The sequence below is a fragment of the Shewanella rhizosphaerae genome (genome assembly GCF_019457655.1).
In the GTDB taxonomy this organism is placed as follows: Bacteria; Pseudomonadota; Gammaproteobacteria; order Enterobacterales; family Shewanellaceae; genus Shewanella; species Shewanella loihica.
The window spans coordinates 2,802,134-2,826,517 of record NZ_CP080420.1; the positions used below are offsets into that span (position 1 = coordinate 2,802,134).

Consider the following 24,384-nt stretch of genomic DNA (forward strand, 5'->3'; position numbering starts at 1 on the left):
TTCAACAAACGACACTCGCTGACTTGCAAGGATTACCTCTAAGTCTTCATCGAATTGATGAGTCAATAAGTTCTTTTCGGAGAATGAGAAATTATGTCAGAAACAGTCAAAAAAGAAGAGATGGAAGCCTCTGAGCTGACTTACAAGGCGCTTCACCGTCCTGCCAGCGAGTTTGCCACTCGTGAAGAATATTTAGACCACGAATTACAGATCATGAAGCCCAGACGTTGGGGCCTCAACCTGCCGGGACGCGACTTCCGCTTCGAGTGGGAAGACTTAGTACCCGCCATCGCTGGTACTATCGGCATCACGGTAATGTATTCCGCCGTAATGGCCGCCTGGGCGTCGGGCCTGAGTGAGCGCTGGGAACACATCAACCTGGGCGCCGAATTCGCCATTCAGGTGGTTCGCGTCGAAATGCTCATCCCCGCCCTGCTCTTCTGTATCATCAGTTCCGGCTTTATCAACCCTCGCGCTAACCTTGGCGGCAACCACGGCCCCATGATCCCACTTATTGGTACCATCGCCTTAGCCGGTGCGCACCCGTTAGCGCTTGCGATCCTTCTGGGTATCTTTGGTCTGCTACTCAGTTATTTTAAGGGGGGCTCCAGGTTGGTAAACCTCACCTCCAGCGGCGTCGCGGGGGGACTCTTAGTCTTCCTGGGCTTCATGGGCGCTAAGAGTCAGATCACCTCGCTGTTTGACTGGGCCGGCGGCCTGCAGGCCAAGCACGCCCTGGACTATAGCCTGGGCTATGTGGCCTTCTTCATCCTCTTGGTGAACGTCGTTCTCTACGCCTACCTGGCCAAGGTGGGTAAACGCTGGCTGGCTATTCCGCTTTGTTCAATCGCGGCAATTGCGCTGGCCTTCGCCCTCGGCGCCGGCTTAGATCTGCAGTTTGTTACCGCCCCTGGCATCCCTAACCTGAACCCAGTGTACTGGTGGGGCTCTACCGAACACGGCTGGCAGCTAGGCTTACCTAACTTCGAGCACTTCATCGCATCACTGCCTTTCGCCATCCTGGCGGTTGCCATGTGGTCACCAGACTTCCTCGGTCACCGTATCTTCCAGGAGCTGAACTACCCTAAAGGCACAGAGAAAGTGCTGATGGATGTGGATGACACCATGACCACCTGCTCGCTACGTCAAATCGTGGGTACGGCTGTGGGTGGTGGTAACATCACCTCTTCATGGGGTACCTACATGATCCCGGCGGCGATCGCTAAGCGTCCTATTCCTGCCGGCGCCATCTTACTGGGCAGCCTGTGTATCATAGTCGCGGTACTGGGTTACCCAATGGATGTCACCGTATGGCGCCCTGTTATGTCAATCGCGTTGCTGGTAGGCGTATTCCTGCCGCTACTGGAAGCCGGCATGCAGATGGTGAAAGACACCCAAAGCAGCCAGGCGGCGGGGATCTGTATCTTCGCCTCATTCGTCGCCAACCCTGTGCTGGCCTGGGCACTCACCATGCTGTTAGACAATAACGGCTTGATTGGTGATAAAGAACGTGCCGCCAGCCTAAGCCTGGCCGACAGGCTGATCATTCCGGGTCTGGCCTTTGTTATCTGTCTCGCCGCCATGCTCGCGGTGGGGATGATTCAAGGGATCCCAGCGCTACTTTAATCGCGCAAACGACGACGAAGAGGGCTTAGGCCCTCTTCATTTTTATCTCCCCTATACTTACATCAAACTTGCTGATAACAGGCATCAATATGCCCTATGGGCATGGTGCTCATAACTCCGGGGAATCGCCCTTATCCTCAATGTCACGGACAGTCAGACAAAGGTGTGAACCACCTCGCGCAAATAACCGACTCTTAGGTGAGATGCAAACGAAATTTTGCGCCAAAAATGATAACCCGATAGCAATTTTGGCATTAACTCGGGCAAAAGCGGACCGATTCAGATGCAGCGCCTAGGGAGATATGGTACTATGCACATGGTTAATTGGTCTTACCAATTTAACGATAACCGAATCAATTTAGACAGTGAGTGTCAAACGGCTTCGGATATCGCGTAAAACAGATTTAAATCGACACGGTTTACCGGTTCGATAATTCAGTTCCCATCATCCGGGTAATACATTGAAGGGAGCTGCGAAGAATAGCTATTGGTGTATCGCAACGTCTGCAGTGACAGCCTCTCGATAACCAATAACCTTTATCTCAAACAGAAGGTATTAGTACGATGACCGAAAAAACTGAGCTGTTCACCAAAGCGTGGGAAGGTTTTACTCCTGGTGATTGGAAGTCTGAAGTAAATGTACGCGACTTTATTCAAAAGAACTACAAGCCCTATGAAGGAGACGAATCTTTCCTAGCCGGCGCCACCGAAGCGACCAGTGCGCTTTGGGACAAAGTGATGGAAGGTATCAAACAGGAAAACCGCACCCACGCGCCGGTTGATTTCGATACCGACAAAGTCTCTACCATTACCTCTCATGCAGCAGGTTACATCGACCAAGATCTTGAAACCATTGTCGGTCTACAAACAGACGCGCCACTTAAGCGTGCCATGTTACCCAATGGCGGTATCCGCATGGTCGAAGGTTCATGCGCTGCCTATGGTCGCGAACTGGATCCAAACATCAAGTATGTCTACTCAGAGCTCCGCAAGACCCACAACCAAGGCGTGTTCGACATCTACACCCCTGAGATCATGCGCTGCCGTAAGTCTGGCGTACTGACAGGTCTGCCAGATGCCTACGGCCGTGGCCGTATCATTGGTGACTACCGCCGCATCGCCCTGTACGGTATCGACTACCTGATGCAGGAAAAATTTGCTCAATTCAGCTCACTGCAAGCGCAGTTTGAAGCGGGTGAAGACCTTTCAGCCACCATGCAGCTACGCGAAGAGATCGCCGAGCAGCACAAAGCCCTGGGTCAAATGAAGCAGATGGCTGCCAGCTACGGCTGTGACATCTCAGGTCCTGCAACCAACGCTAAAGAAGCGATTCAGTGGACCTACTTCGGCTACCTGGCCGCAGTGAAGAGCCAAAACGGTGCAGCTATGTCTCTAGGCCGTACCTCTAGCTTCCTAGATATCTACATCGAGCGCGACATCAATAATGGCGTGTTGACCGAGCAGCAAGCCCAGGAGATGGTTGACCATTTCGTGATGAAGCTACGTATGGTGCGCTTCCTACGTACTCCTGAGTACGACGAGCTATTCTCTGGCGACCCAATCTGGGCTACCGAGTCTATCGCGGGTATGGGTCTTGATGGCCGTACTCTGGTGACTAAGTCTAGCTTCCGCTTCCTGCACACACTGTACAACATGGGTCCAAGCCCTGAGCCAAACATCACAGTGCTTTGGTCAGAGAAGCTGCCGCTGAACTTCAAGAAGTACTGCGCTAAGGTCTCTATCGACACCAGCTCTATTCAGTACGAAAACGATGACCTGATGCGTCCAGATTTCGACTCTGACGACTACGCTATCGCCTGTTGTGTGAGCCCTATGGTTGTTGGTAAACACATGCAGTTCTTCGGCGCCCGCGCCAACCTGGCCAAGACAATGCTTTACGCCATCAACGGCGGTGTGGATGAGAAGCTTAAGACTCAGATAGGTCCTAAGTTTGAGCCAATCAAAGATGAAGTCCTGGACTTTGACGATGTGATGGGCCGCCTGGACACCATGATGGAGTGGCTAGCCACCCAATATGTGTCTGCGCTGAACGCTATTCACTACATGCACGACAAGTACTCTTACGAAGCGGCCCTGATGGCGCTACATGACAGAGACGTACGTCGCACCATGGCTTGTGGTATCGCCGGTCTGTCTATTGCTGCCGACTCACTGTCTGCCATCAAGTTTGCCAAGGTTAAGCCAATTCGTGACGAAAACGGCATCGCCGTCGATTTCGACATCGAAGGTGAATATCCTAAGTTTGGTAACAACGATGCACGCGTCGATGACCTGGCCACCGAGCTGGTTGAGCGCTTCATGGCTAAGATCCGTCACAAGAAGATGTACCGTAACGCGATCCCGACTCAGTCTATCCTCACCATCACCTCAAACGTGGTTTATGGTAAGAAGACGGGTACGACACCAGACGGTCGTCCAGCAGGCGCGCCATTTGCACCGGGTGCAAACCCAATGCACGGCCGTGACGAGAAAGGCGCTATCGCCTCGCTAACTTCTGTTGCTAAACTGCCATTTGCTCACGCACAGGACGGTATCTCTTATACCTTCTCTATCGTGCCAAATGCCCTGGGTAAAGATGACGACGGCCGCCGCGCTAACCTGGCTGCACTGATGGATGGTTACTTCGCTCATAACGAGACCCGCGAAGGTGGTCAACACCTGAACGTGAACGTGATGAACCGCGAAATGCTGGAAGATGCCGTGGTTAACCCAGACAAGTATCCACAGCTGACTATCCGTGTATCTGGTTACGCCGTGCGCTTCAACGCACTGACACCAGAGCAGCAACAGGACGTCATTACACGTACTTTCACCAAAGGGATGTAATTTCCGTCAATCGAGCGGTCAAACGCTAGATTTTTGGTGAATATAAGCTAGGCTGTGCACTAATTTAGCACAGCCTACTTTAATTGAAGTTTTCGGAGTCACAATGACAGTAAAAGGGCGGATTCACTCACTGGAATCCTTTGGCACAGTTGACGGTCCCGGCATTCGGTTTATCACCTTTATGCAAGGCTGTTTGATGCGCTGCCAATACTGCCATAATCGTGATACCTGGGATCTTCACGGTGGACGTGAAATCGAGGTCGACGAGCTGATGGAACAGATCATCAGCTATCGACCTTTTCTCGAGTCCAGCGGCGGAGGCGTCACCGCCAGTGGCGGCGAAGCCATACTGCAAGCCGAATTTGTCGCGGCCCTGTTCAAGGCCTGCAAAGCGCAAGGGATACACACCTGCCTAGACACCAACGGCTTCGTCCGTAAATACACCCCAGTTATCGATGAACTCCTCGATAACACAGACTTGGTGCTGCTCGATATCAAACATATCGACGACGACCAACACATCGCCTTAACCCATGTCAGCAATCATCGCACGCTGCAATTTGCCCAGTATCTCCAAAAACGCCAACAAAAAGTGTGGATACGCTATGTGGTCGTGGGCGGCTATACCGATGATATTGCTTCGGCAAAAGGCTTGGCAGAATTTATTAAACCTATGACCAACGTGGAGAAGGTAGAACTGCTGCCCTACCACGAGCTAGGAAAACACAAATGGGAAGCCATGGGCGAAGAGTACACCCTCAAGGATATCTCTCCCCCATCTCGCGAAACCATGGAACAGATTAAACAGGTGTTTGTGGAAGCCGGCATAACTGCCGTGTACTAACAAAGGTTAGAGCGCTTCCCAGTAGTGCTTATCGAGACGCTCGAAGGCCATCTTCAAGATGACCGCCATGTCAAGATAACAGGCACTGGCACCTAGCGGGGGACAGGCCACCCCCATCCCCTGGAGCTTGGCGGACAGATTATTGCCCCAATCCAGCAGAGAAAGTGGCAGCGGATGCTTGGCGCGCCAACCGAGCCAAAGCAAGCCTTGAATAGGCAAGCTGATAAAGAATAAGGCGATGGTGATAGCCTGAGGTAACCAGGCCCAGCCATACAGATAGAGTTGACTGCCGCCGGCCAGCAGGGCCAGCAGAGGCATCAAGCGAATCGCCAGAGCCGTCGCGCGGATCACGCGATACTCTGGAAAATAAAAACTAAGTTGTCTAACCATAGGCCAGGTCTTCATATAGCGACGACCGACCCCTAAGGTTTTTAACACTTGAACAGTCAATGATGACACCTAACACTTAAGAGACTGTCTTTACCATAGCACAAGGCGAGCGTCAGCCCCAAGCGGCATCGCCTTGGCAAAGACCGAATCTTAATCTCAGGAATGAGAATTTAAAGCGACACCGGCCCTAGGCTTTGTGGTCATTTAATTTTGGTGAATGCCAGTCATTCACTCACTTTGCAAAAGGTTTTAAACATGTCTAACAAACTGGTTTTGGTACTAAACTGCGGCAGCTCATCACTGAAGTTCGCCATTATCGACGCGCTTACGGGTGACGACCAGATCTCAGGTCTAGCAGAGTGCTTTGGTCTGGAAGATTCACGCATCAAGTGGAAAGTCGATGGCAACAAATTCGAGTCTAAGCTAGGCGCCTTCACGGCTCACCGCGAGGCGGTCGAGTTTATCGTTAAAGAGATTCTGGGCCAGTATCCTGACGTCGCCGCCCAGATCCAGGCAATCGGTCACCGCGTTGTTCACGGTGGTGAGAAGTTCACCCACTCTGTGGTGATCGATGACAGCGTGATCGCGGGTATCGAAGATTGTGCCGCCCTGGCACCACTACACAACCCTGCGCACCTTATCGGTATTCGCGCCGCCCAGGCCTCTTTCCCTAACCTGCCACAGGTAGCCGTGTTTGACACCGCCTTCCACCAAACCATGCCAGAGCGCGCCTTCGTGTATGCCCTGCCCTACAAGCTCTATCGCGAGCACGGCATTCGCCGCTACGGCATGCATGGTACCAGCCACCTGTTTGTGAGCCGCGAAGCCGCCAAGGCGCTGGGTAAAGAGTTAGCCGACACCAACGTCATCTGTGCCCACCTGGGTAACGGCGCGTCTGTCACCGCGGTTAAAGGCGGTAAGAGTGTCGATACCTCTATGGGTCTGACACCGCTCGAAGGTCTGGTCATGGGTACCCGCTGTGGTGACATCGACCCATCTATCATCTACCACCTGGTAGATCGTCTGGGTTACACCTTAGATGAAGTCAACAACCTGATGAACAAGCAGAGCGGTCTGCTGGGCATCTCTGAGCTGACTAACGATTGTCGCGGCATCGAAGAAGGCTACGCCGAAGGCCACAAGGGCGCGACGCTGGCGCTTGAGATCTTCTGCTACCGTCTGGCCAAATATATCGCCTCTTACACTGTGCCACTGGGTCGTCTGGACGCCTTGGTATTCACCGGCGGTATCGGTGAGAACTCAGATCTTATCCGTGAGAAGGTGCTTAACCTGCTCGCTATCTTCAACTTCGAAGTGGATCCAGCGCGTAACCAGGCGGCACGCTTTGGTAACCAGGGTCAGATCACCACAGATAATGGCCCAGTTGCCATGGTGATCCCAACCAACGAAGAGTGGGTGATCGCCGAAGACGCCGTTTCACTGCTAAAGTAATGTTATCGAAGCAGTAAATGCTATCGCGGCGCCAAACGCCGCCACCAATTTTGACAAGACCCGGCCGTATGTCTGGCCGGGGCATAAGAGGTAACTATGTCTCGCAATATTATGCTCATCCCCAATGGTACCGGCGTCGGCCTGACCTCTATCAGTCTAGGCATGGTACGCGCACTGGAGCGCCACGGGGTAAAGGTGAGATTCTTCAAGCCTATCGCCCAGCAGCGCCCAACCGATAAGGGTCCTGAGCGTTCGACCACCATCCTTAGCAAGTCGCCGACGGTAAACCCGCTCGAGCCCTTCGACATGGCTCACGCCGAGCACTTGATCCGCACCGATCAGACTGATGTCCTGATGGAGCAGATCATTGCCCGCGCCACCGAGTGCGCCGATCCAAGCGAGACCCTGATCGTCGAAGGTCTGGTGCAGACCCGCAACCACCCTTTCTCAGACGACATCAACTATGAGATCGCCAAGGCACTGGATGCTGACATCATCTTCGTCGCCGCGCCGGGTAACGAAACCCCGACCGCCTTGATGAACCGTCTCGAGATCGCCCATAACGCCTGGGGTGGCAGCAAGAACAAACGCCTCATCGGCGCCATCATCAATAAGATTGGTGCCCCGGTAGACGATGAAGGCCGCGCCCGCCCGGATCTGTCAGAAGTGTTCGATCACCAGGATGTACAGCGTCCAGACGCCGCCAGCATGTTCCAGCTTCCTGGCAAGAGCAAGCTGCGTATCCTAGGTAGCGTGCCATACAACCTGAATCTGGTCGCGCCACGCGCCTCAGATTTGGCCAAGCACTTGAGTGCCCGCATCATCAACGCCGGTGAGATGAATACCCGTCGTCTGCGCAAGGTCACCTTCTGCGCCCGCAGTATTCCTAACATGGTGACCCACATCAAGACAGACTCTCTGCTGGTTACGTCGGGCGACCGCTCTGATGTGATCGTCTCTGCCTGTCTGGCGGCGATGAACGGCGTTAAGGTGGGTGCACTGCTGCTGACAGGTAGCTACGAGCCAGAGCCTGAGATCATGGCCCTGTGTGAGCAAGCCTTCGAGACAGGCCTACCGGTATTCTTGATCGACACCAACACCTGGCAGACCTCGCTCAACATCCAGCGCTTCGACCATGAGGTGCCTGTGGATGATGCCGTGCGTATCGAAGAGGTGCAGGAATATGTTGCCAGCCACATCGATCAAAGCTGGGTAGAAAGCGTCACCATGAACTCACCGCGTGAGCACAGACTGTCGCCACCAGCGTTCCGCTACAAGCTCACCGAGCTTGCCCGCGCCGCGGCCAAGACAGTGGTTCTGCCTGAGGGTGACGAACCAAGAACCATCGAAGCGGCCGCCATCTGCGCCGAACGTGGCATCGCCCGCTGTGTGCTGATTGGTAACCCTGAAGAGATCCAGCGTATCGCCAGCCAGCAGGGGGTAACTCTGGGCGAAGGCGTAGAAATCATCGAGCCTGAAACCGCTCGTGAGCGCTATGTTGCACCTATGGTTGAACTGCGTCGCCACAAAGGCATGACAGAAGTGGTCGCCCGAGAGCAACTGGAAGACAACATGGTACTGGGTACCATGATGCTGGCACAGGGTGAAGTAGACGGTATCGTCTCTGGTGCGGTAAACACCACGGCCAACACCATACGTCCGCCACTACAGCTGATCAAGACGGCGCCTGGTTCTAGCCTAGTTTCCTCTATCTTCTTCATGCTGATGCCGGATCAGGTACTGGTTTATGGTGACTGTGCCATCAACCCAGATCCAAACGCCGAGCAGCTGGCAGATATCGCCATTCAGTCGGCCGACAGCGCCGCGGCCTTCGGCATCGAGCCTAAGGTTGCCATGATCAGCTACTCAACCGGTAGCTCAGGCACAGGTTCGGACGTTGATAAGGTGCGTGAAGCAACCCGTATCGCCAAGGAAAAACGCCCTGAGCTGGTGATCGACGGCCCACTGCAATACGACGCCGCCGTGATGCCAAACGTGGCTCAATCTAAGGCGCCTAACAGCCCAGTGGCCGGTCAGGCAACCGTGTTCGTCTTCCCAGATCTGAACACAGGTAACACCACCTACAAAGCGGTTCAGCGTAGTGCGGACTTGATCAGTATCGGCCCTATGCTGCAGGGTATGCGTAAGCCGGTTAACGATCTGTCTCGTGGCGCCCTGGTCGACGACATCGTCTACACCATCGCCCTAACGGCGATTCAAGCCTCACAGAACTAATCTGTACTCGCCATAAGATCGAAAAAGCCTGTCACGAGGCAGGCTTTTTTTATTCTCAAACGGTTTGGCAAGATTAAAAAATATTCAGAGATGCACAATGCGTCAAAAAATGACCACAAAAATTTACCAATTAAGTTCAGTCACTTAAGAGTTATGCATCGACTCTTCAACATACTTGTCCACAGATTCTGTGGATAACCGTAACAATTTGTTCATTCAGATATGCCAGCCCAGCTCCTAAGAGTCAAGTACTTTCGACTGACGCGCCCCGCTTGCCAAGACTTTAGAGAATCGCGATACTAGGTCAAAGCCTTTCGATTAAACCCTATGAAAAAATTACTCTTTATCTTCATTTTATTCTTAACGGCCTGCAGCCCAGACTCGGAAACCGTGTCGGGCGTCATGACACCTGAGCAGGTCTCATTAGGATTCTTTCGTGCCATCTATGTCGACAGAGATGTCGAGAAGGCCAAGCAGTTTGTCGATGAGCCGATGCAGAAGGTGTTGTCGCACTACTATATCGCCGCCTCGGTGCAGCGCCACGTGTTAAACCTCTCCATGCGCGATGTGACCCTGGAGATCGAAGAGATAGATATCGACTTCTTCCGCAAATTTACCAAAGATGTCACGGTGATCGTCAAGATGACAGGGCTCAAGGGTGGCCAACCTTGGATAGACGATCGCACCATACGCCTGCACAAGGTGAATAAACGCTGGGTGATAGTGGAAATTCTGCCGGAGAAAGGCAACCTCAACTAAGCGCTGGACTCTTCATGCGTTAGTCTCTTCATGCGTTAGACTCTTCAAGCGCTAATATCAATAAGCGCTTGTCTCAATCGGAGTGCCCGATACCAGAGTTCTAGCTATATAGGCCTAGCTTTGGAGGCCTAGCTTTAGAGATCGAGCTTAGAGGCCGAGCCTTCAAAAAACACGGCCTATGGTGTCGTCCATAAAGCGGCAAAACAATTAGCGTCACAACCACAAAAAAGAGCAGCCCTAGGGCTGCTCTTTCTGTCTGAAGACTCTCACCTTAACGCACCTAGTCAGACTCGGCACCTAAGTGAAAATTCAGTTTGGATATTTCCTTAATCCAAAAACGCTTCGTCATCCATCTCAACGGGTAATGACTCAATTACTTCATCTTGTACTTGGTAATAAGCGCTTTCGTATTCACGGGCTTCCATAACGACTCCAGATTTTTGTGTAGGGTACAGGCATGCTTTTTTATTGGTGCATTTTGCCTTGGGTATAAGCTGCAACTATCTGCTAACTCATGGACGCTAGTGTAACACTAAAAAAGTGGGACTTACAGAAAACTTTCAGTATTGTGGCCACATTTAGCAAATAAATGCCTAAAAGTGTCAATATTCAATGATCAGGGTGAAAGTCTTTCATTTTTTTACTGCTACGAAAACTAAAAAACATTTTCTTTACAATAAAACGATCTAATGACTCAAATGAGAACTGCTATCAATTAATTAATAGCGAATCGTTTGCGCAAGCAGGAGTGAGGTGATGCAATGAACACGCTGATCGAATTTGAGGCCCAAAGGCTAGCCGACCTGTTTACGCAGGGAGACACCTTATCTATCCACCTGTTCATGGACTCAATGTCCATGCCCTTCGACGTACAAGAGAAACTGTTCAACGAAATTTCGGCGTTAAAAAACCTGGACCACCAACAGATAGCCCAGGTCATCGAATCTCACGGTCAATCCCTGATTCAGGAACTCTACCGCTACTAACTCTAACGCTACTAAATCAACCCCTACTAACTAGAGGCTCATGGCTGAATGGTGCTAGCCATGAGCACGGCTCATTAGCCCTTAAAGCCTATTCTGATTCTGCTTGGCGCTGACGATAGCGCAGCACCTTCAAGGCCTTGTCGGGATCTTTATCTAGAAACACCTCGGGATTAGCCAGCTGCTCGACAAACTCCAGCGTCGGACTCTGCTCTGCCACCTGCTGTTTGAGAAAATCGATATCCAGCTCCGGCGCATTGAGACACAGCAGGACTTCGCCTTGCGGCGCCAATAACTGAGGCAGGCGGCGCAGCAGGCGCGCATAATCCTTCGTCGCCACGAAGCTGCCGCGCTGATTACTCGGCGGATCGGCGATGATGAGATCATAAGGCCCCATCTTGGTTAGCTTGCCCCAAGACTTGAAGATATCGTGCCCCAGGAAGCGTGCACCATGGGGCAACTCGTTGAGCAGATGGTTCTGTTTGCCTATGGCTAACGCCCCCTTGCTCATGTCGATATTAACCACCTGATCCGCACCGCCCTGCAGCGCCATCACAGAGAAGCCGCAAGTATAGGCAAACAGGTTGAGCACATTGGCCTGGGCGGCATTAGCCTTCACCCAGGCGCGCCCGGCGCGCATATCGAGAAACAGGCCGTGGTTTTGCCCGCGCAGCAGATGGATCTGAAAACGCGCCCCGTTTTCACTCACCAGATGTGGCTCGGGCACCTCACCATATAGCAGATGGGTCTGGGTCTGCCCAGCGCATCTGTGCTGGAATACCAGGTTAAAGCCCTGCTCTCCCTGCTCTTCTCTCCAACGCGCCTGAATCGCCTGAGTCAACTCCTCAAGCGCCGCCTCATCGATCTCTTTGAAACTGGTGAGCAGAAGCACAGGGGGAAACCAGTCGAGACACAGATGCTCGGCGCCCTCATAACGACCACCACGGCCATGGAACAGCCGCTCGGCCTCGTCAGAGAATTGCACCTGCTGTATTGCTTGCTTAAATGACTCCATCTAACGCTATTTACCTATTACTTTATGCTTTAACTAATGCTATTTGCTTTATCGAATAATGAACTACTTTTCCACGTCGGCTTGTTCGCCGGCGTCGGTTTGCTTGCTGGCCTTGCCACTTACCTGAGCATCGGCGTTAACCTGTGCATCGGCGTTAACCTGTACCTCGGCATTAACCATAGTCTCATCGACGCGATCGGCCAGTAAGATGGCCAGCCAACCGCCACTTTGACTCGACTCTAGCGCTATCTTGACGATCATGGTCAGCGGCACAGAGAGCAACATGCCCACAGAGCCCAACAGCCAGCCCCAGAAGATCAAGGAGAGGAACACCACCAGGGTCGAGAGTCCCAGGCCGCGCCCCATATATTTAGGCTCGACGATATTCCCCATCACGGTATTGGTCGCCAGATAGAGCAGCGCCGTGCCCCCCGCCCCCGCAGGGCCGAGTTGAATAAAGGCCAGCAGCACAGGCGGAATCGCGGCGATGATAGAGCCTATGTTGGGAATATAATTAAACAAGAAGGCGACAACGGCCCAGAGCAAGGCGTAATCGACGCCCATCAGCGCCAACCCCGTCCCGACCACCACGCCGGTCCCCACGCTCACCAACGTCTTGATCACCATATATTGGTTAACCGACTGCAGGAATTTGTCTATCTGCTTGATGCGCATGTCAGGATCGTCCAGCGCGAAATGCAGCTTCTTGGGCAAGTCCTGGGCCTCAAACAACATAAACACTACGGTTAGTATGATCAGAAACAGGTTAGCCATCACGCCGCCGACACTGGACAACATGTTAGTGGTCATCGACAGCGCAATACCCGGGTCGAAATAGGCCAAGATCTGCTCCTTGGAGACCTCGATATTCAGCGCCTGTAACTTGGTCAACACCCAGGCAAACTGCTCCACCAGCTGATCTCTATATAGGGGCAACTGACGGGAAAATTCGTTGATTGAGCTCCCCACCAAGGAGGCCAGCCAGAGCCCCATCAGCACGATAAACACCATCATGATGGCCACCGCCAATGCGCGGGGCAGCTTGAGCCGAGTCATGCCGTTGATGGCCGGGTTGCAGATCACCGCAATAAAGGCCGACAACACAAAGGGAACCACGATAGGGCTGGCGGCTTTTATCCCTGCCAAAATCACGACGATAAACGCCATGATGGCAAAGCCTTTAAACGCGACCCCCTGATTATCAAATCGAGTCATCTAAATAAAGTCCTTCTGAATTACCCATAATATTGATAGGCTTAACTTAAATCTTACACAAGAAAAATTACGATCATGAAACCAGAAATCGCCATCATTCGAATTAAAAATCTTCGTCTTCGCACTTACATTGGCATCAAGGAAGATGAGATCAACAACAAACAGGACGTCACCATCAACGCAGAAATCCATTACTGCGCCGCTAAGGCCCGTAACAGCGACAACATGCAAGACGCCCTGAATTATCGCACGATAACGAAAAAAATCATTGCTTTAGTTGAAAACAATCGCTTCTCACTGCTCGAACACCTCACGGATCAGGTGTTAAGCATTGCCAGCGATCATGAATGGGTCGATTTTGCCTCGGTCGAGATAGACAAGCCCCATGCCCTGAGGTTTGCCGATTCTGTCTCGATGCAGCTCTGCTACCAGAAGGGCTAAGCCTCACCCATCCCCTCAATATCAGCAGCCTAAAAGTGATCCGAATCCCTCGCTATGGTGTATATTTTTGATATCCCCTAAAAAATTGGAGTCGGCATGCGGATTTTGATCACCGGCGGAACTGGATTCATAGGCAAGGCCTTAGTGAAGGCCTTGGAAGGCGAACATCAACTCACCTTACTCACCCGTTCGGCCGGTAAGGCCCACCTCACCCTTGGTAACCAACACAAGTTACTGGGTAACCTTGGCGCCCTAGCCAATCTCGACGGCTTCGATGCCGTCATCAACCTGGCGGGTGAACCCATTGCCGATAAGCGCTGGAGCCTGGAGGTAAAGCAGAAGATCTGCGACAGTCGCTGGGATACCACTGCGCGTCTGGCCAAACTCTTCGAGGCGAGCAAGACGCCGCCTAAGGTCTTCATCAGTGGCTCTGCCATCGGCATCTATGGCGATCATGACAAGCAGGTTCATCTGGATGAAAGTTTCGACCTCGCCCACTTCAAAGACACAGGCAAGGAGGAGAAATTCCCCCATAGCGTCTGCGCCAAATGGGAAGAGTTAGCCCTGCAATGCCAAGCGCTGACCCGGGTCTGTGTGATTCGTATCGGCCTGGTGCTCGGTTTAAACGGCGGCGCGCTGAAGAAGATGTTGCTGCCCTTTAAACTAGGCGCCGGCGGCGTGGTGGGGTCCGGCAAACAGGGGATGAGCTGGCTCCACAGAGAAGATCTTATCGCCATCATACTGTTTCTGTTAAATAACGATCAGTGCCAGGGGATCTATAACGCCACCGCTCCTAACCCGGTCAGCAATCGCGAATTTACCAACTCTTTGGGCACAGCCCTGAGCCGCCCCACCCTGCTGCCTATGCCTGCCCCTGTCCTAAGCCTAGCCCTAGGTGAGATGTCCCAGCTCTTGCTGGAAGGCCAATATGTCTACCCCGATCGGCTAACCCAGGCGGGCTTTAGTTTTCACTACACTCATCTGGATGACGCGCTGACAAATCTATTTGGCGCCTCCACAAGCTAAAGTCTTACCCCTCGAGCCTTAAAGGCTTAAACCTTGAGCCTTGAGCCTTGAGCCTTGAACTTTGAACTTTGAACTAGCGGCGCGCTAACCACTCGCGCCGCTCTGCTCTTTTACTTCCCGTTAGCCTTGCAAGAGTTGTCGACAGGACTTCTGCAATAGCTGACGACAACGCCAAGTGCCCAGCAGGGCGACGATGGCCGCGCCGGCAAGCGGTGCCAACAGCCACCAGTCCCAATGCATATAGACCACTAGCTCAAACACCTGGGTCTTCAGCAGGTAGATGGTGAACTCGGCGACTATGGCGGCCAACAGGCCGGCGATAAGCCCTAGCAGGGCAAACTCCAGTGCGGTGGCCATGCGCAGCAACCAGCCAGAGGCGCCGAAGGTGCGCAGCACCGCTAGCTCGCGCTGACGTGTCGCCATCCCCGCCTCGGTCTGCGCTATCATCACCAGGCTGCTGGCCAGCAGGACCAGTACCAGCACCAGGGTCAGCGACAGAGAGACCTGGTCGATGATCTGCCTAAGCTGCTTCACCATGGCGCCGACATCTATGATGGATACCGTGGGGAAGCGTTTGATCAACTCGATCACCATAGGTCGCTTGCTGTCGTCCAGATAGAAGCTGGCCATTGAGGTATAGGCAAAGGGCGCTAAGGCGTCGGGGTGGAAGATCATGAAGAAGTTTGGCTGCATCGTCTCCCAGTGTACGGCGCGGATGCTGGCCACCTTGACGGTCAGCGGCTGGTTATCGATAACATAGCTCAGCTCATCCCCGAGCCCGATACCGAGGCGCTCGGCGACGCCGGACTCCACCGACACCTCATCGGCCTTTTGGTTAAAGTGACCCGACAGCAGCTCGTTATTGGGTGGCAGCGAGGTACGCCAGGTCAGATTCAGCTCACGGGAAATCCCTACTCGGCCTTGGGCCCCCTCATCTGCCTGCTCGGCAGAGATCAACTTCTCGCCATTGATCGCCACCAGACGGCCGCGGATCACTGGATAGATATCGGTTGCCTTGACGCGATTGTCACTAAAATAGGCCTCCAGCGGCGCCTGCTCCTCGGGCGCTATGTTCACCAGGAAATAGTTGGGCGACTGCTCGGGCAGCTGTTTATGCCACTCATCGAGCAGGTCTTGCCTAAGCGCTATGATGGTCAGCAGCAACACCAGGGCGCTGCTAAAGCCCACCAGCTGCACCGCGTTTTGCCTGGCGCGGCGTCTGAGCCCCGCCAAGGCCAGCTGCATAGGATTGGTGGTCTTCATGCCTACGCTGTGACCGGCGCGGATCAACAAGAAACCAAACAGACTCAGCAAGACGCCGAGCAGCATCACGGCAGCAACCACAGTCAAGGTAAGTACCAGACTCTGTGAATAGAGATACCCCAGCAGTGCCATCGCCGACAGACTAAGCACCAGGTGCAGCCACATCCCCAGCTGAATTCCCTCTAGCTGGCGCTGCAACACCCTAAGGGGCGGAATGGCCAACAGCCTCATCAGTGGGTAGGCCGAGAACATGAAGGCCGAGATAAGCCCGGTGGCGACCCCTAAGGCGATAGGTCTAAACAGCGGCGGCGAGTACGCCGAGATCGAGGCTGGCAGATAGGCGCTGATCAGCGTATCGAGCAGAAAACCACCAATAAGCCCCAACGCGATACCCGCAAGGGTGACCAACAGCAGATGCAGGCCAAAGAGAATACGGATCTGACGGCTGGAAGCGCCGAAGGTCTTAAGCATAGCCACCACGTCAAAATGGCGCTGACAGTAACGCTGGGCGGCGATCCCTATGGCGGCGCAGGCAAGCGCTATCCCCAGCAGGCTGGCGAGCAGCAAGAAGCGCTCGGCCCGTTTGACCGCACCGGCGATGGGAGAGTCCCCCGACTGCACATCGACCCAGCGCTGACTGTTGTTAAGCAGCGGCTTAACTTCGGCCTCGAAAGCCTTGAGCTGGTCAGCCTCTCCAGCGAACTGATGGATATAGCTCACCCGACTGCCAGGTTGAATCACCCCAGTCTTGGGCACATCTTTAAGTCGCATCAGCACCACAGGCGATGAGGCGAAGGGGTTAAAGCCCGCATCGGGCAGCCTGGCTATCTCGGCGCTGAGGCTGAAGTTGGCATTGCCTAGCTCGAGCTGCTTAGGGTAACCCAAGATCCCACCCAGGCGGGTCTCGTACCAGAGCTGATCCGCTTTGGGCAGCTTATCGGTCGGGCCATCACTCAGCTCTATCACGCCTTTTAAGGGGTAATCGTCGCCAACCGCCCTTACCGTCACCAGCTGAAAGGCATCACCTGCATAAGCCATGGAGTTAAACTGCATGCTGGCAACGTGTCTGAGCCCCAGCGCATCGGCCTTGGCTAAGATCTTGTCATCCAGGGGAACCGGCGAATTGATGATGCGATCGGCGGCGATAAATTTAGAGGCCTGGCCATTAATGGCCAGCTGCAGGCGCTCGCTCACCCGCGCTAGGCCTGATACCGACAAGACCGCCAGGGTGATCGCCAATATGATGAGTAACAGCTGTCCCTGCAACAGCTCTCGTTTAAACAACTTCCATGCGATGCGAGACTCCATTAACTCGCCTCCGCTGCGCTCGAACGGGCCATCTCTTGCTCGCCGCTGTTGTCAGTTTCTCTCATCACCTCACTCAACTGCCCCGCCTGCATGTTCAGGCGGCGCTGACAACGATTGGCCAGCTGGAGATCATGGGTCACCAGCACCAAGGTAGTGTCGCTCTCGCGGTTGAGCTCAAACAGCATGTCCGCCACCCGGTCGCTGTTGGCGCCATCCAGGTTACCCGTCGGCTCGTCGGCAAACAGCACCTTAGGCTCACAGATGAAGGCCCTGGCGATGGCGACGCGCTGCTGCTCGCCGCCAGAAAGCTGATTGGGGAAATGGTTGAGTCTGTGGCTAAGTCCCACTCGCTCCAGCATCTGCTGCGCCTTCTGCTTGGCATTACTGATCCCCGACAGCTCGGCCGGTAGCATGACGTTCTCCAGGGCGTTGAGGGTATCGACCAGCATGAAAGACTGAAAGATGAAGCTGACTTTCTGTTTACGCAGCGCGGCCTTGCCTTCCTCATCCAAACCATTGAGGGTCACGCCATCGAGGACTATCTCCCCCTTGGTGGGCGAATCGAGCGCGGCCAGCAGGCCGAGCAGGGTCGACTTACCCGAACCCGAGGGGCCAAGAATCGCCACACTCTCCCCCGACTTGACATCCAGATTGATGCCATTGAGGATAGTAAGCTCTCCCTCTTGGGTAGTTACCGATTTATAGAGATCACTGACCTTGATAGCACTATTTTCTAACATAAATTCCTTCTCGCTTCGTCGCTTAAGCCGTTTGGTGCAAGCCACTTGCCTGCTTGTCTTATTCTTGATCCCCCAGGCCCATGCTAACCCGATATTGATCTTAGGTGATAGCCTAAGCGCAAGCTACGGCATGGAACAAGACAAGGGCTGGGTACATCTTTTGCAGAAGCAATCCCCCGAGGTCACCATCATCAACGGCTCGGTGAGCGGCGAGACCTCGGCGGGCGGTCTGCGCCGACTGCCCGCCCTGCTTGACTCGACCAAGGCCAAGCGGGTCTTTATCGAGCTCGGCGGCAACGATGGCCTGCGCGGATTTTCGCCTAAGCAATTGAAAAATAATCTTACAAAAATGATACTGCTCGCCAAGGACTCAGGCGCCGAGGTGCTGCTCAGCGAGGTGATGGTGCCGCCCAACTATGGCCCTCGTTACGCCAAACAATTTACCCAGGTCTATCAGGAGCTATCGAGCGAGCAAAGGGTAACCTTAGTGCCCTTCTTTATGACAAATATAGCCATTCATCCCGAGCTGATGCAGGCCGACGGCATACACCCCAACGAGCAGGCACAGCCACAGATCGTCAGCTTTATCCGCCCCTGGCTTATCGATACGCAGCAACCGAGTGAATAGGATCACCTCGGGCACGCATTTGGGCAGACTATCCCGGTATGCTGATCTGTTCGCCTGGGGGCATAGCTATTACGCCGAGTGCTGACAGCTCCCCCTAATTATACACTTGGCCTTCCCCTTCCTGTTGTGCACCAACCTGCAACCAGATATCTCCCCAAGCCTTGCTTGCTCTAATCCATGCTTGCTCAAGCCCGTTCTAATTCTTACGCCTCTGCCTATCTGTGCCTCGCCGCGATTTACCGCAAGCGGCTTCCGCCTATGCCCCCAAGCCCCATGCCCCATGCCCGATGCCCCAAGCAACAGCCCCAAACAACGGCCCCAAGGCTAACGGTTTAGGCTCCCTATCAGGCTTGAATGCTAAAATCAACTCCTCCTACCAGTTGAGTGTGGCAAATTTTACCGTTTGATAAATTACACACCTCACTGTTTTCCATCAATTTTATCTCAAACACCTGTTTAATAAATGTACTAAGCCACTGATTGTTACGGATGTTAAAAGTTTGTTGGCCGGATTTCACATTGCTTATCTAGTACGCCAGTGCAATCTAGAGTGGGAATAATAACAATAAGTAGGAGATACTATGTTCAACAAGATGCCTTCGTGGCTGCTCCCAAGTCTAGTGGCCAGTGCAGTGGCCCTGTCCATCACCGCCTGTTCCTCAGATGATGAAGATACCCCTAACGTCGAGACACCACCTGTTACCACAACACCAACGGATCCCGGCCCAAGCTTTCCGGTCGGTGCCATCATCATCGAAGATGGTGAGAACCTGACCACCCGCATTCAGGAAGCCCTGATCAACGCCCAGAGCAATGATGTGATCGTGCTGCCTAAGGGACACTTTAAGATAGAGTCGACCCTGCTGTTTGACGGTGACGTGGACGGTGACGGTGCCTATGCCAAGAACATCACCATCATGGGCTACGGCATGGAAGAGACTGTACTGGACTTCTCTGAGTCGATCACCGGCGATGGTATCTTCGTGCAGAACGCCGTTAACATCACTATCCAGGACCTCTCGGTCAATGAGGCCAAGAACAACGGCATCAAGCTGAAAAACACCAACGGCATCATCTTGAGACGCCTGGCCACCGTATGGGAAGGTGCGCTGGATGAAGATAACGGCGCCTACGGCCTCTATCCGGTGGAGTGTGAAAACATCCTCATCGAAGACACCTATGTGCGCGGCAGCGCCGATGCCGGTATCTATGTGGGTCAGTCTGAGTACATAGTGGTTCGCCGTAACATCGCCAAGGAAAACGTCGCCGGTATCGAGATTGAAAACTCTAAATACGCCGACGTCTACGACAACGAAGCCATGGGCAACACGGGCGGCATCCTGGTATTCGATCTGCCGATCAACAACCACAGATATGGCTCCAGCGTGCGTATCTTCAACAACAAGGTGTATAACAACAACACCCCTAACTTCGCCAACGCCTCCTCTAACCCTGCCGGGGTACATATCGTGCCGCCAGGCACAGGGGTGATCATCCTCTCCACTAACGATGTGGAGATCTTCAACAACGAGATCACCGGCCACGACACATTAGGGGTGACCGTCTCCAGCTTCTTCATCGCCGAACCGGATATGACCAGCTTTGTAGGCAACTATGGCCAGCCGGGCCAGCCCATAGAAGATGGCTGGCGCCCGACACCACGCAACATCTATCTGCATGACAACGTCATCACAGACTATGGCAAGAAGCCTAATGGCTATCTGATTGAAGATATCATCAAGGCCTACCTGCTGAGCCACGGCGCCTTCCCTGGGATCCTCTACGATGGCTTGGGCGAGATGCTCTCCAACAACGGCACCGCCGCCTATCTGGGGCTTAAGGAGTTGCCTTTTGCCGATGATGGCAGCGACAACATCTGTGCCCGCGATAACGGCGATGTCTCCTTCGGTCGTCTCTATGCCAACAACAACACAGATATCAGCATCGCCGACGTCCTCTATGAGAAGACCCAGGATAAGATCATGAACTGTGCCCAGGTCAGTTTGCCCGTGCATACTGTCACCTTTGGCGATCAGATCTTCGGCTGCGGCGTGGATGACGATGTCGAGGGCTGTGACGGCGGCAACCTGGTCGGTGGCGGCGGCACCATAGGCGAAGGTGAAGGCGGCCTGGTGGGCGATGGTGACCTGAGCCTGTGTAGCACCACAACACCAGGCGTAAATTGGGATGCCCTGCTGGGCGCCAACTGCCCGAACCTCTCAGACTATCAGCTGTTTGCCGATACTAAAGATCCGAGCACTGGGGCGAACTCAGGCGGTATTCCTTACGATCTCAACACTCAGCTGTTTACCGACTATGCCAGCAAGTATCGCTTCGTCTTCGTGCCTGAGGGCAAGGTGGCCAACTACTCGGCCAACGAGAGCATGGACTTCCCCGTCGGTACTGTGATCACTAAGACCTTCGCCCTACCAAGCGACACCAGCAAGCGCGGCGTGGCCAACGAGACACTGGTCGAGACCCGACTGTTGATTAAGCGCGCCACCGGCTGGTCGGCCCTACCCTATGTGTTTAACGCAGAGCAGACAGATGCCGTGCTGGCCAAGGCCGGCGCTATCCAGGCCAAACAGGTGGTTCACAACGGCAAGACGCTGGACTTCGACTATGTGGTCCCCAGCATGAACCAGTGTAAGCAGTGTCATCAGTTTAAGAGTGATGATGCAAGTAACGCGGTATTCGTGCCCATAGGCCCTAAGGCGCGCCATCTGAACAAGGACTATGCCTATAGCGACGGCACCATGAATCAGCTGATGAAGTGGCAGGCCGCCGGTATCTTGCAGGGCGTGCCAGACACGGCAAGCATCCCCACAGTGCCCGCCTTCCACGATGGCGATGAGGCCAAGGTGGCAGCCATGACAGATGCCGAGCTGATGCAAACCGCCAAGGGCTACCTGGATATCAACTGCGCTCACTGTCACCGCCCAGAAGGCAACGCCTCTAACACAGGCCTGAAACTGGAGTACTGGCGTACCTACGAGGAGGACAGCGGCTATTCTCACGGTACCTGTAAGTCGCCAATCGCCTATGGCGGTGGCTCGCTGAGCTACGACGTGGTGCCGGGCTCGAGCGAGACCTCTATCCTGCACTTCCGCATGGATAGCACGACACCTGGCGATCGCATGCCTGAGATAGGTCGCAGCTTGTCCCACACCGAAGGCTCGGCCTTGATTGCCGAGTGGATCAAGCGATTACCGCTGGCCACCTGCTCTCAATAATCCCAACCCAAGGGCCGCCATCTGGCGGCCCTTTTTCTCACGAGTCGAAACTATGTTAACCAGCCCAGTAAAAGGTTTGCTGCCGCTTTCGAGCCCAGTTTTATTAGCTCTCTTGCTGCTATGCCTCACGGCCTGCGGCGGCAGCGATGACTCCTCGACCAATCCAACAGGCACAGACACCAACCAGCCTGGCACACCTGTGACCCCGCCGACGGGCGGCACAGATCCCTCATCGGATATCTGCGATAGCCAGGAGGGGGAGATCAACTGGCAGGCGCTGATGACACAAGACTGTCAGCTTCTGTCCCAATACCGGCTATTTCAGCAGCCTGATAAACCAACAGCAGATCCTAATGGCCCAGGTTTTAGCTACGAACTCTCCAGCCAACTATTTACCGACTACGCCCATAAATACCGTTACATCTTCCTGCCCGATGGCAGCCAGATCGACTATCACCCGAGCGATACCTTCGACCTGCCGGTAGGCGCCGTGCTTGTCAAAACCTTTGCCTTGCCAAGCGACACCCAGCTCACAGGTGAAGCCAACGAGACCTTGGTCGAGACCCGTCTGCTTATCCACCGCGAGAGCGGCTGGACGGCGCTACCCTATCTCTGGCAAGGCGGCGAGGCGCGCCTCGCCGTTGCTGGCGCCAATCAGGCCCACAGCCTGACGCGTCAAGGCGAGCAGCTCGAATTCACCTACCATGTGCCCAGCCGGGCGGAATGCAAGGTGTGCCATCAACGCGCAGGTGACGGTGGCGCCCAGATCTATCCCATAGGCCTCAAGCCCTACCTGCTAAACCATGAAGTATTAGTCGATAATCAGACGGTGAATCAGCTCGAACATTGGCGCGACCAGGGGCGCTTGAACGGCCTGCCGGCGGGCGGCGCCCCAGATTCGGCGCCGGCGATCACAGATGAGAGCAGCGATCTGACCATTAGAGCCAAGGGATATTTGGATATCAACTGCGCCCACTGTCACAGGGCCGAAGGCTTTGCCAGCATCTCGGGGCTGCGCCTGGGTTTCTATGTGGATCACACCAGCTATCAATATGGGATCTGTAAACAGCCACCGGGCTGGGACGGCGGCGAGAAGGGGCTCTCCTACGACATCATCCCCGGCGATGGTGAGCACTCCATCTTGCTCTATCGCCAGATACTAGATGCGCCCAAAGATCGTATGCCGCCCATAGGCCGAAGCCTAAGCCATGTGGAGGCATTGACCGTGCTACAAAGCTGGATAGATGGCCTGTCGCCCAGTTTAGGCAACTGCCAGCATGGGGGCTAGATCTTGCGAATAAACTGGCCTGGCGGCAGGCCAAGCCAGTGTTTGAAGCTCTGACGAAAATGGCTCACATCGCCGAACCCCATGATATCGGCGATATCCACTATGCTCTTGTCGCCCTGAACGATGAGGCCGATAGCCGTCTGGCAGCGCACCTGATCCACCAGCTTCTGATAGCTGGTGCCTGCACTCGCCAGGTGTCGTCTCAGGGTACGATCACTCATGTTGAGTCTCAGCGCCATCGACTCCAGCTTAGGGTTATTGGGAAAATCCTGGTTTAGGATGGCCAACACCTTCTCGATCAAGGAGGTGTCATGCAGAGCCTGCTCATCAAGATGTAGCAGAGAGAAGTCATACACAACAGGCAGCGAAAGCATTTCATGGGAGATGGCCCACTCGAAGAACTCGCCGTCGAAACCAATATCGGCCTGGCAGAACGCCGCCAGGAACTCAATGTCGTGAACCGGGGTGGCCAGCTGCACCCGCTCGAGTGTCACCATCTCCCCCGTGAGCTGACGCGCCAGGGCTAACATGGAGCAGACGCTGTTTTGAAACTGCAGGCTGAAATAGGGCGCCGAGATCTTCGCCGTATTGAGCCAGCGAAAATAGAGGCTTCGCTCGCCATGGCTCACTAGGGTATCCGAGACACTGCCCACCAGCTCGGGATGGGCGATAACAAACTCAAGGCATTCACCTAAGGTCTGACACTTGGCCAGATAGGGCCAGATAAGCGCCAGCTCTTCCACCCTGTAGGTCTCGCCGAGCCGCGCGCCTATCTGAGGGTCTTCAGCTAAGTTCCCCAGAAACGCCATGGCATAGTCCACCTGCCAGACATAGACAAAGTTTAACTTGGCCAGCTCGTTAAGCCCCAGGCCTATCTCCTGACACAGCTGCTGGGCATGATGCTCGCCATAACGCTCGGCCATGAAATGAACCAGGCTTCTCAGTTCATAGGCGGGATAAGATTGATCGCCAACTTTTAATGTCGCCTGATAGCGGGTATTACTCGTCATCTCATCATTACAACATCCAAGGATAATAGTATTTTGTATAAGATTTTAGAGGCGAGTAAAAGCCCAGCAGGGATAAAAAGT

General features: G+C 54.1%; 18 protein-coding genes. 12 read left to right on the forward strand and 6 right to left on the reverse strand.

The annotated features are described in order from the left end of the window. Positions 1-93: 93 nt before the first annotated feature. The 3 genes from K0I63_RS12395 (at position 94) to pflA (ending at position 5,317) form a co-directional block, all read left to right on the forward strand. Entirely contained in the window at positions 94-1,626 is a 1,533-nt protein-coding gene (locus K0I63_RS12395) for a DUF3360 family protein (protein ID WP_011866186.1), read from the forward strand. A gap of 564 nt (positions 1,627-2,190) precedes the next feature. Then, positions 2,191-4,473, forward strand: coding sequence for a formate C-acetyltransferase (gene pflB, locus K0I63_RS12400; RefSeq protein ID WP_011866187.1), 2,283 nt, complete (start codon positions 2,191-2,193; stop codon positions 4,471-4,473). A gap of 103 nt (positions 4,474-4,576) precedes the next feature. Next, positions 4,577-5,317: a pyruvate formate lyase 1-activating protein gene (pflA, locus tag K0I63_RS12405; RefSeq protein ID WP_220060451.1), complete on the forward strand. Its 741-nt coding sequence runs from the start codon at positions 4,577-4,579 to the stop codon at positions 5,315-5,317. 6 nt (positions 5,318-5,323) lie between these two features. Here pflA and yfbV read toward each other — a convergent pair whose 3' ends face one another. Next, positions 5,324-5,767 (reverse strand): terminus macrodomain insulation protein YfbV, encoded by a 444-nt coding sequence (yfbV, locus tag K0I63_RS12410; RefSeq protein WP_011866189.1) that lies wholly within the window; start codon positions 5,765-5,767, stop codon positions 5,324-5,326. A gap of 195 nt (positions 5,768-5,962) precedes the next feature. On the opposite strand from yfbV, the gene ackA reads away from it, so the two are divergent. The 4 genes from ackA (at position 5,963) to K0I63_RS12430 (ending at position 11,139) form a co-directional block, all read left to right on the forward strand. Continuing rightward, positions 5,963-7,159: an acetate kinase gene (gene ackA, locus K0I63_RS12415; protein WP_220081238.1), complete on the forward strand. Its 1,197-nt coding sequence runs from the start codon at positions 5,963-5,965 to the stop codon at positions 7,157-7,159. Between the two features lie 96 nt (positions 7,160-7,255). Continuing rightward, positions 7,256-9,394, forward strand: a complete 2,139-nt coding sequence (gene pta, locus K0I63_RS12420; protein WP_011866191.1) for a phosphate acetyltransferase — start codon at positions 7,256-7,258, stop codon at positions 9,392-9,394. Positions 9,395-9,721: 327 nt separating this feature from the next. Then, positions 9,722-10,153: a hypothetical protein gene (locus K0I63_RS12425; protein WP_011866192.1), complete on the forward strand. Its 432-nt coding sequence runs from the start codon at positions 9,722-9,724 to the stop codon at positions 10,151-10,153. 761 nt (positions 10,154-10,914) lie between these two features. Continuing rightward, the gene (locus K0I63_RS12430) at positions 10,915-11,139 is read left to right on the forward strand and encodes a hypothetical protein (protein WP_011866193.1); all 225 of its coding nucleotides are present in this window, start codon (positions 10,915-10,917) and stop codon (positions 11,137-11,139) included. An 88-nt stretch (positions 11,140-11,227) separates the two neighbouring features. Here the strand turns inward: K0I63_RS12430 and K0I63_RS12435 are convergent, their stop codons facing one another. Both K0I63_RS12435 and K0I63_RS12440 read right to left on the reverse strand, forming a co-directional pair. Then, positions 11,228-12,151: a class I SAM-dependent methyltransferase gene (locus K0I63_RS12435; protein WP_220081239.1), complete on the reverse strand. Its 924-nt coding sequence runs from the start codon at positions 12,149-12,151 to the stop codon at positions 11,228-11,230. A 63-nt stretch (positions 12,152-12,214) separates the two neighbouring features. Beyond that, entirely contained in the window at positions 12,215-13,366 is a 1,152-nt protein-coding gene (locus tag K0I63_RS12440; protein WP_220081240.1) for an AI-2E family transporter, read from the reverse strand. 75 nt (positions 13,367-13,441) lie between these two features. On the opposite strand from K0I63_RS12440, the gene folX reads away from it, so the two are divergent. Then, the gene (gene folX, locus K0I63_RS12445; protein WP_011866196.1) at positions 13,442-13,807 is read left to right on the forward strand and encodes a dihydroneopterin triphosphate 2'-epimerase; all 366 of its coding nucleotides are present in this window, start codon (positions 13,442-13,444) and stop codon (positions 13,805-13,807) included. Between the two features lie 96 nt (positions 13,808-13,903). Further along, positions 13,904-14,833, forward strand: a complete 930-nt coding sequence (locus K0I63_RS12450; RefSeq protein ID WP_220081241.1) for a TIGR01777 family oxidoreductase — start codon at positions 13,904-13,906, stop codon at positions 14,831-14,833. A gap of 120 nt (positions 14,834-14,953) precedes the next feature. Here K0I63_RS12450 and K0I63_RS12455 read toward each other — a convergent pair whose 3' ends face one another. Both K0I63_RS12455 and K0I63_RS12460 read right to left on the reverse strand, forming a co-directional pair. Beyond that, complete coding sequence (locus tag K0I63_RS12455) at positions 14,954-17,404, reverse strand: ABC transporter permease (RefSeq protein WP_220081242.1); 2,451 nt, start codon at positions 17,402-17,404, stop codon at positions 14,954-14,956. Next, the gene (locus tag K0I63_RS12460; protein WP_220081243.1) at positions 17,404-18,144 is read right to left on the reverse strand and encodes an ABC transporter ATP-binding protein; all 741 of its coding nucleotides are present in this window, start codon (positions 18,142-18,144) and stop codon (positions 17,404-17,406) included. Before K0I63_RS12460 ends, K0I63_RS12455 begins: the two co-directional genes overlap by 1 nt. A 34-nt stretch (positions 18,145-18,178) precedes the next feature. On the opposite strand from K0I63_RS12460, the gene K0I63_RS12465 reads away from it, so the two are divergent. From K0I63_RS12465 to K0I63_RS12475, 3 genes are all read left to right on the forward strand, one after another. Beyond that, the gene (locus K0I63_RS12465) at positions 18,179-18,772 is read left to right on the forward strand and encodes an arylesterase (protein WP_258406863.1); all 594 of its coding nucleotides are present in this window, start codon (positions 18,179-18,181) and stop codon (positions 18,770-18,772) included. A 581-nt stretch (positions 18,773-19,353) separates the two neighbouring features. After that, positions 19,354-22,005: a parallel beta-helix domain-containing protein gene (locus K0I63_RS12470; protein ID WP_220081244.1), complete on the forward strand. Its 2,652-nt coding sequence runs from the start codon at positions 19,354-19,356 to the stop codon at positions 22,003-22,005. A 52-nt stretch (positions 22,006-22,057) separates the two neighbouring features. After that, positions 22,058-23,293 carry an SO2930 family diheme c-type cytochrome gene (locus K0I63_RS12475; protein WP_220081245.1) on the forward strand — a complete coding sequence of 412 codons (1,236 nt, stop codon included), beginning with the start codon at positions 22,058-22,060 and terminating at the stop codon, positions 23,291-23,293. Here the strand turns inward: K0I63_RS12475 and K0I63_RS12480 are convergent. Next, the gene (locus K0I63_RS12480; protein WP_220081246.1) at positions 23,290-24,303 is read right to left on the reverse strand and encodes a helix-turn-helix transcriptional regulator; all 1,014 of its coding nucleotides are present in this window, start codon (positions 24,301-24,303) and stop codon (positions 23,290-23,292) included. The two genes, K0I63_RS12475 and K0I63_RS12480, sit on opposite strands and share 4 nt — an antisense overlap. Positions 24,304-24,384 lie beyond the last annotated feature (81 nt).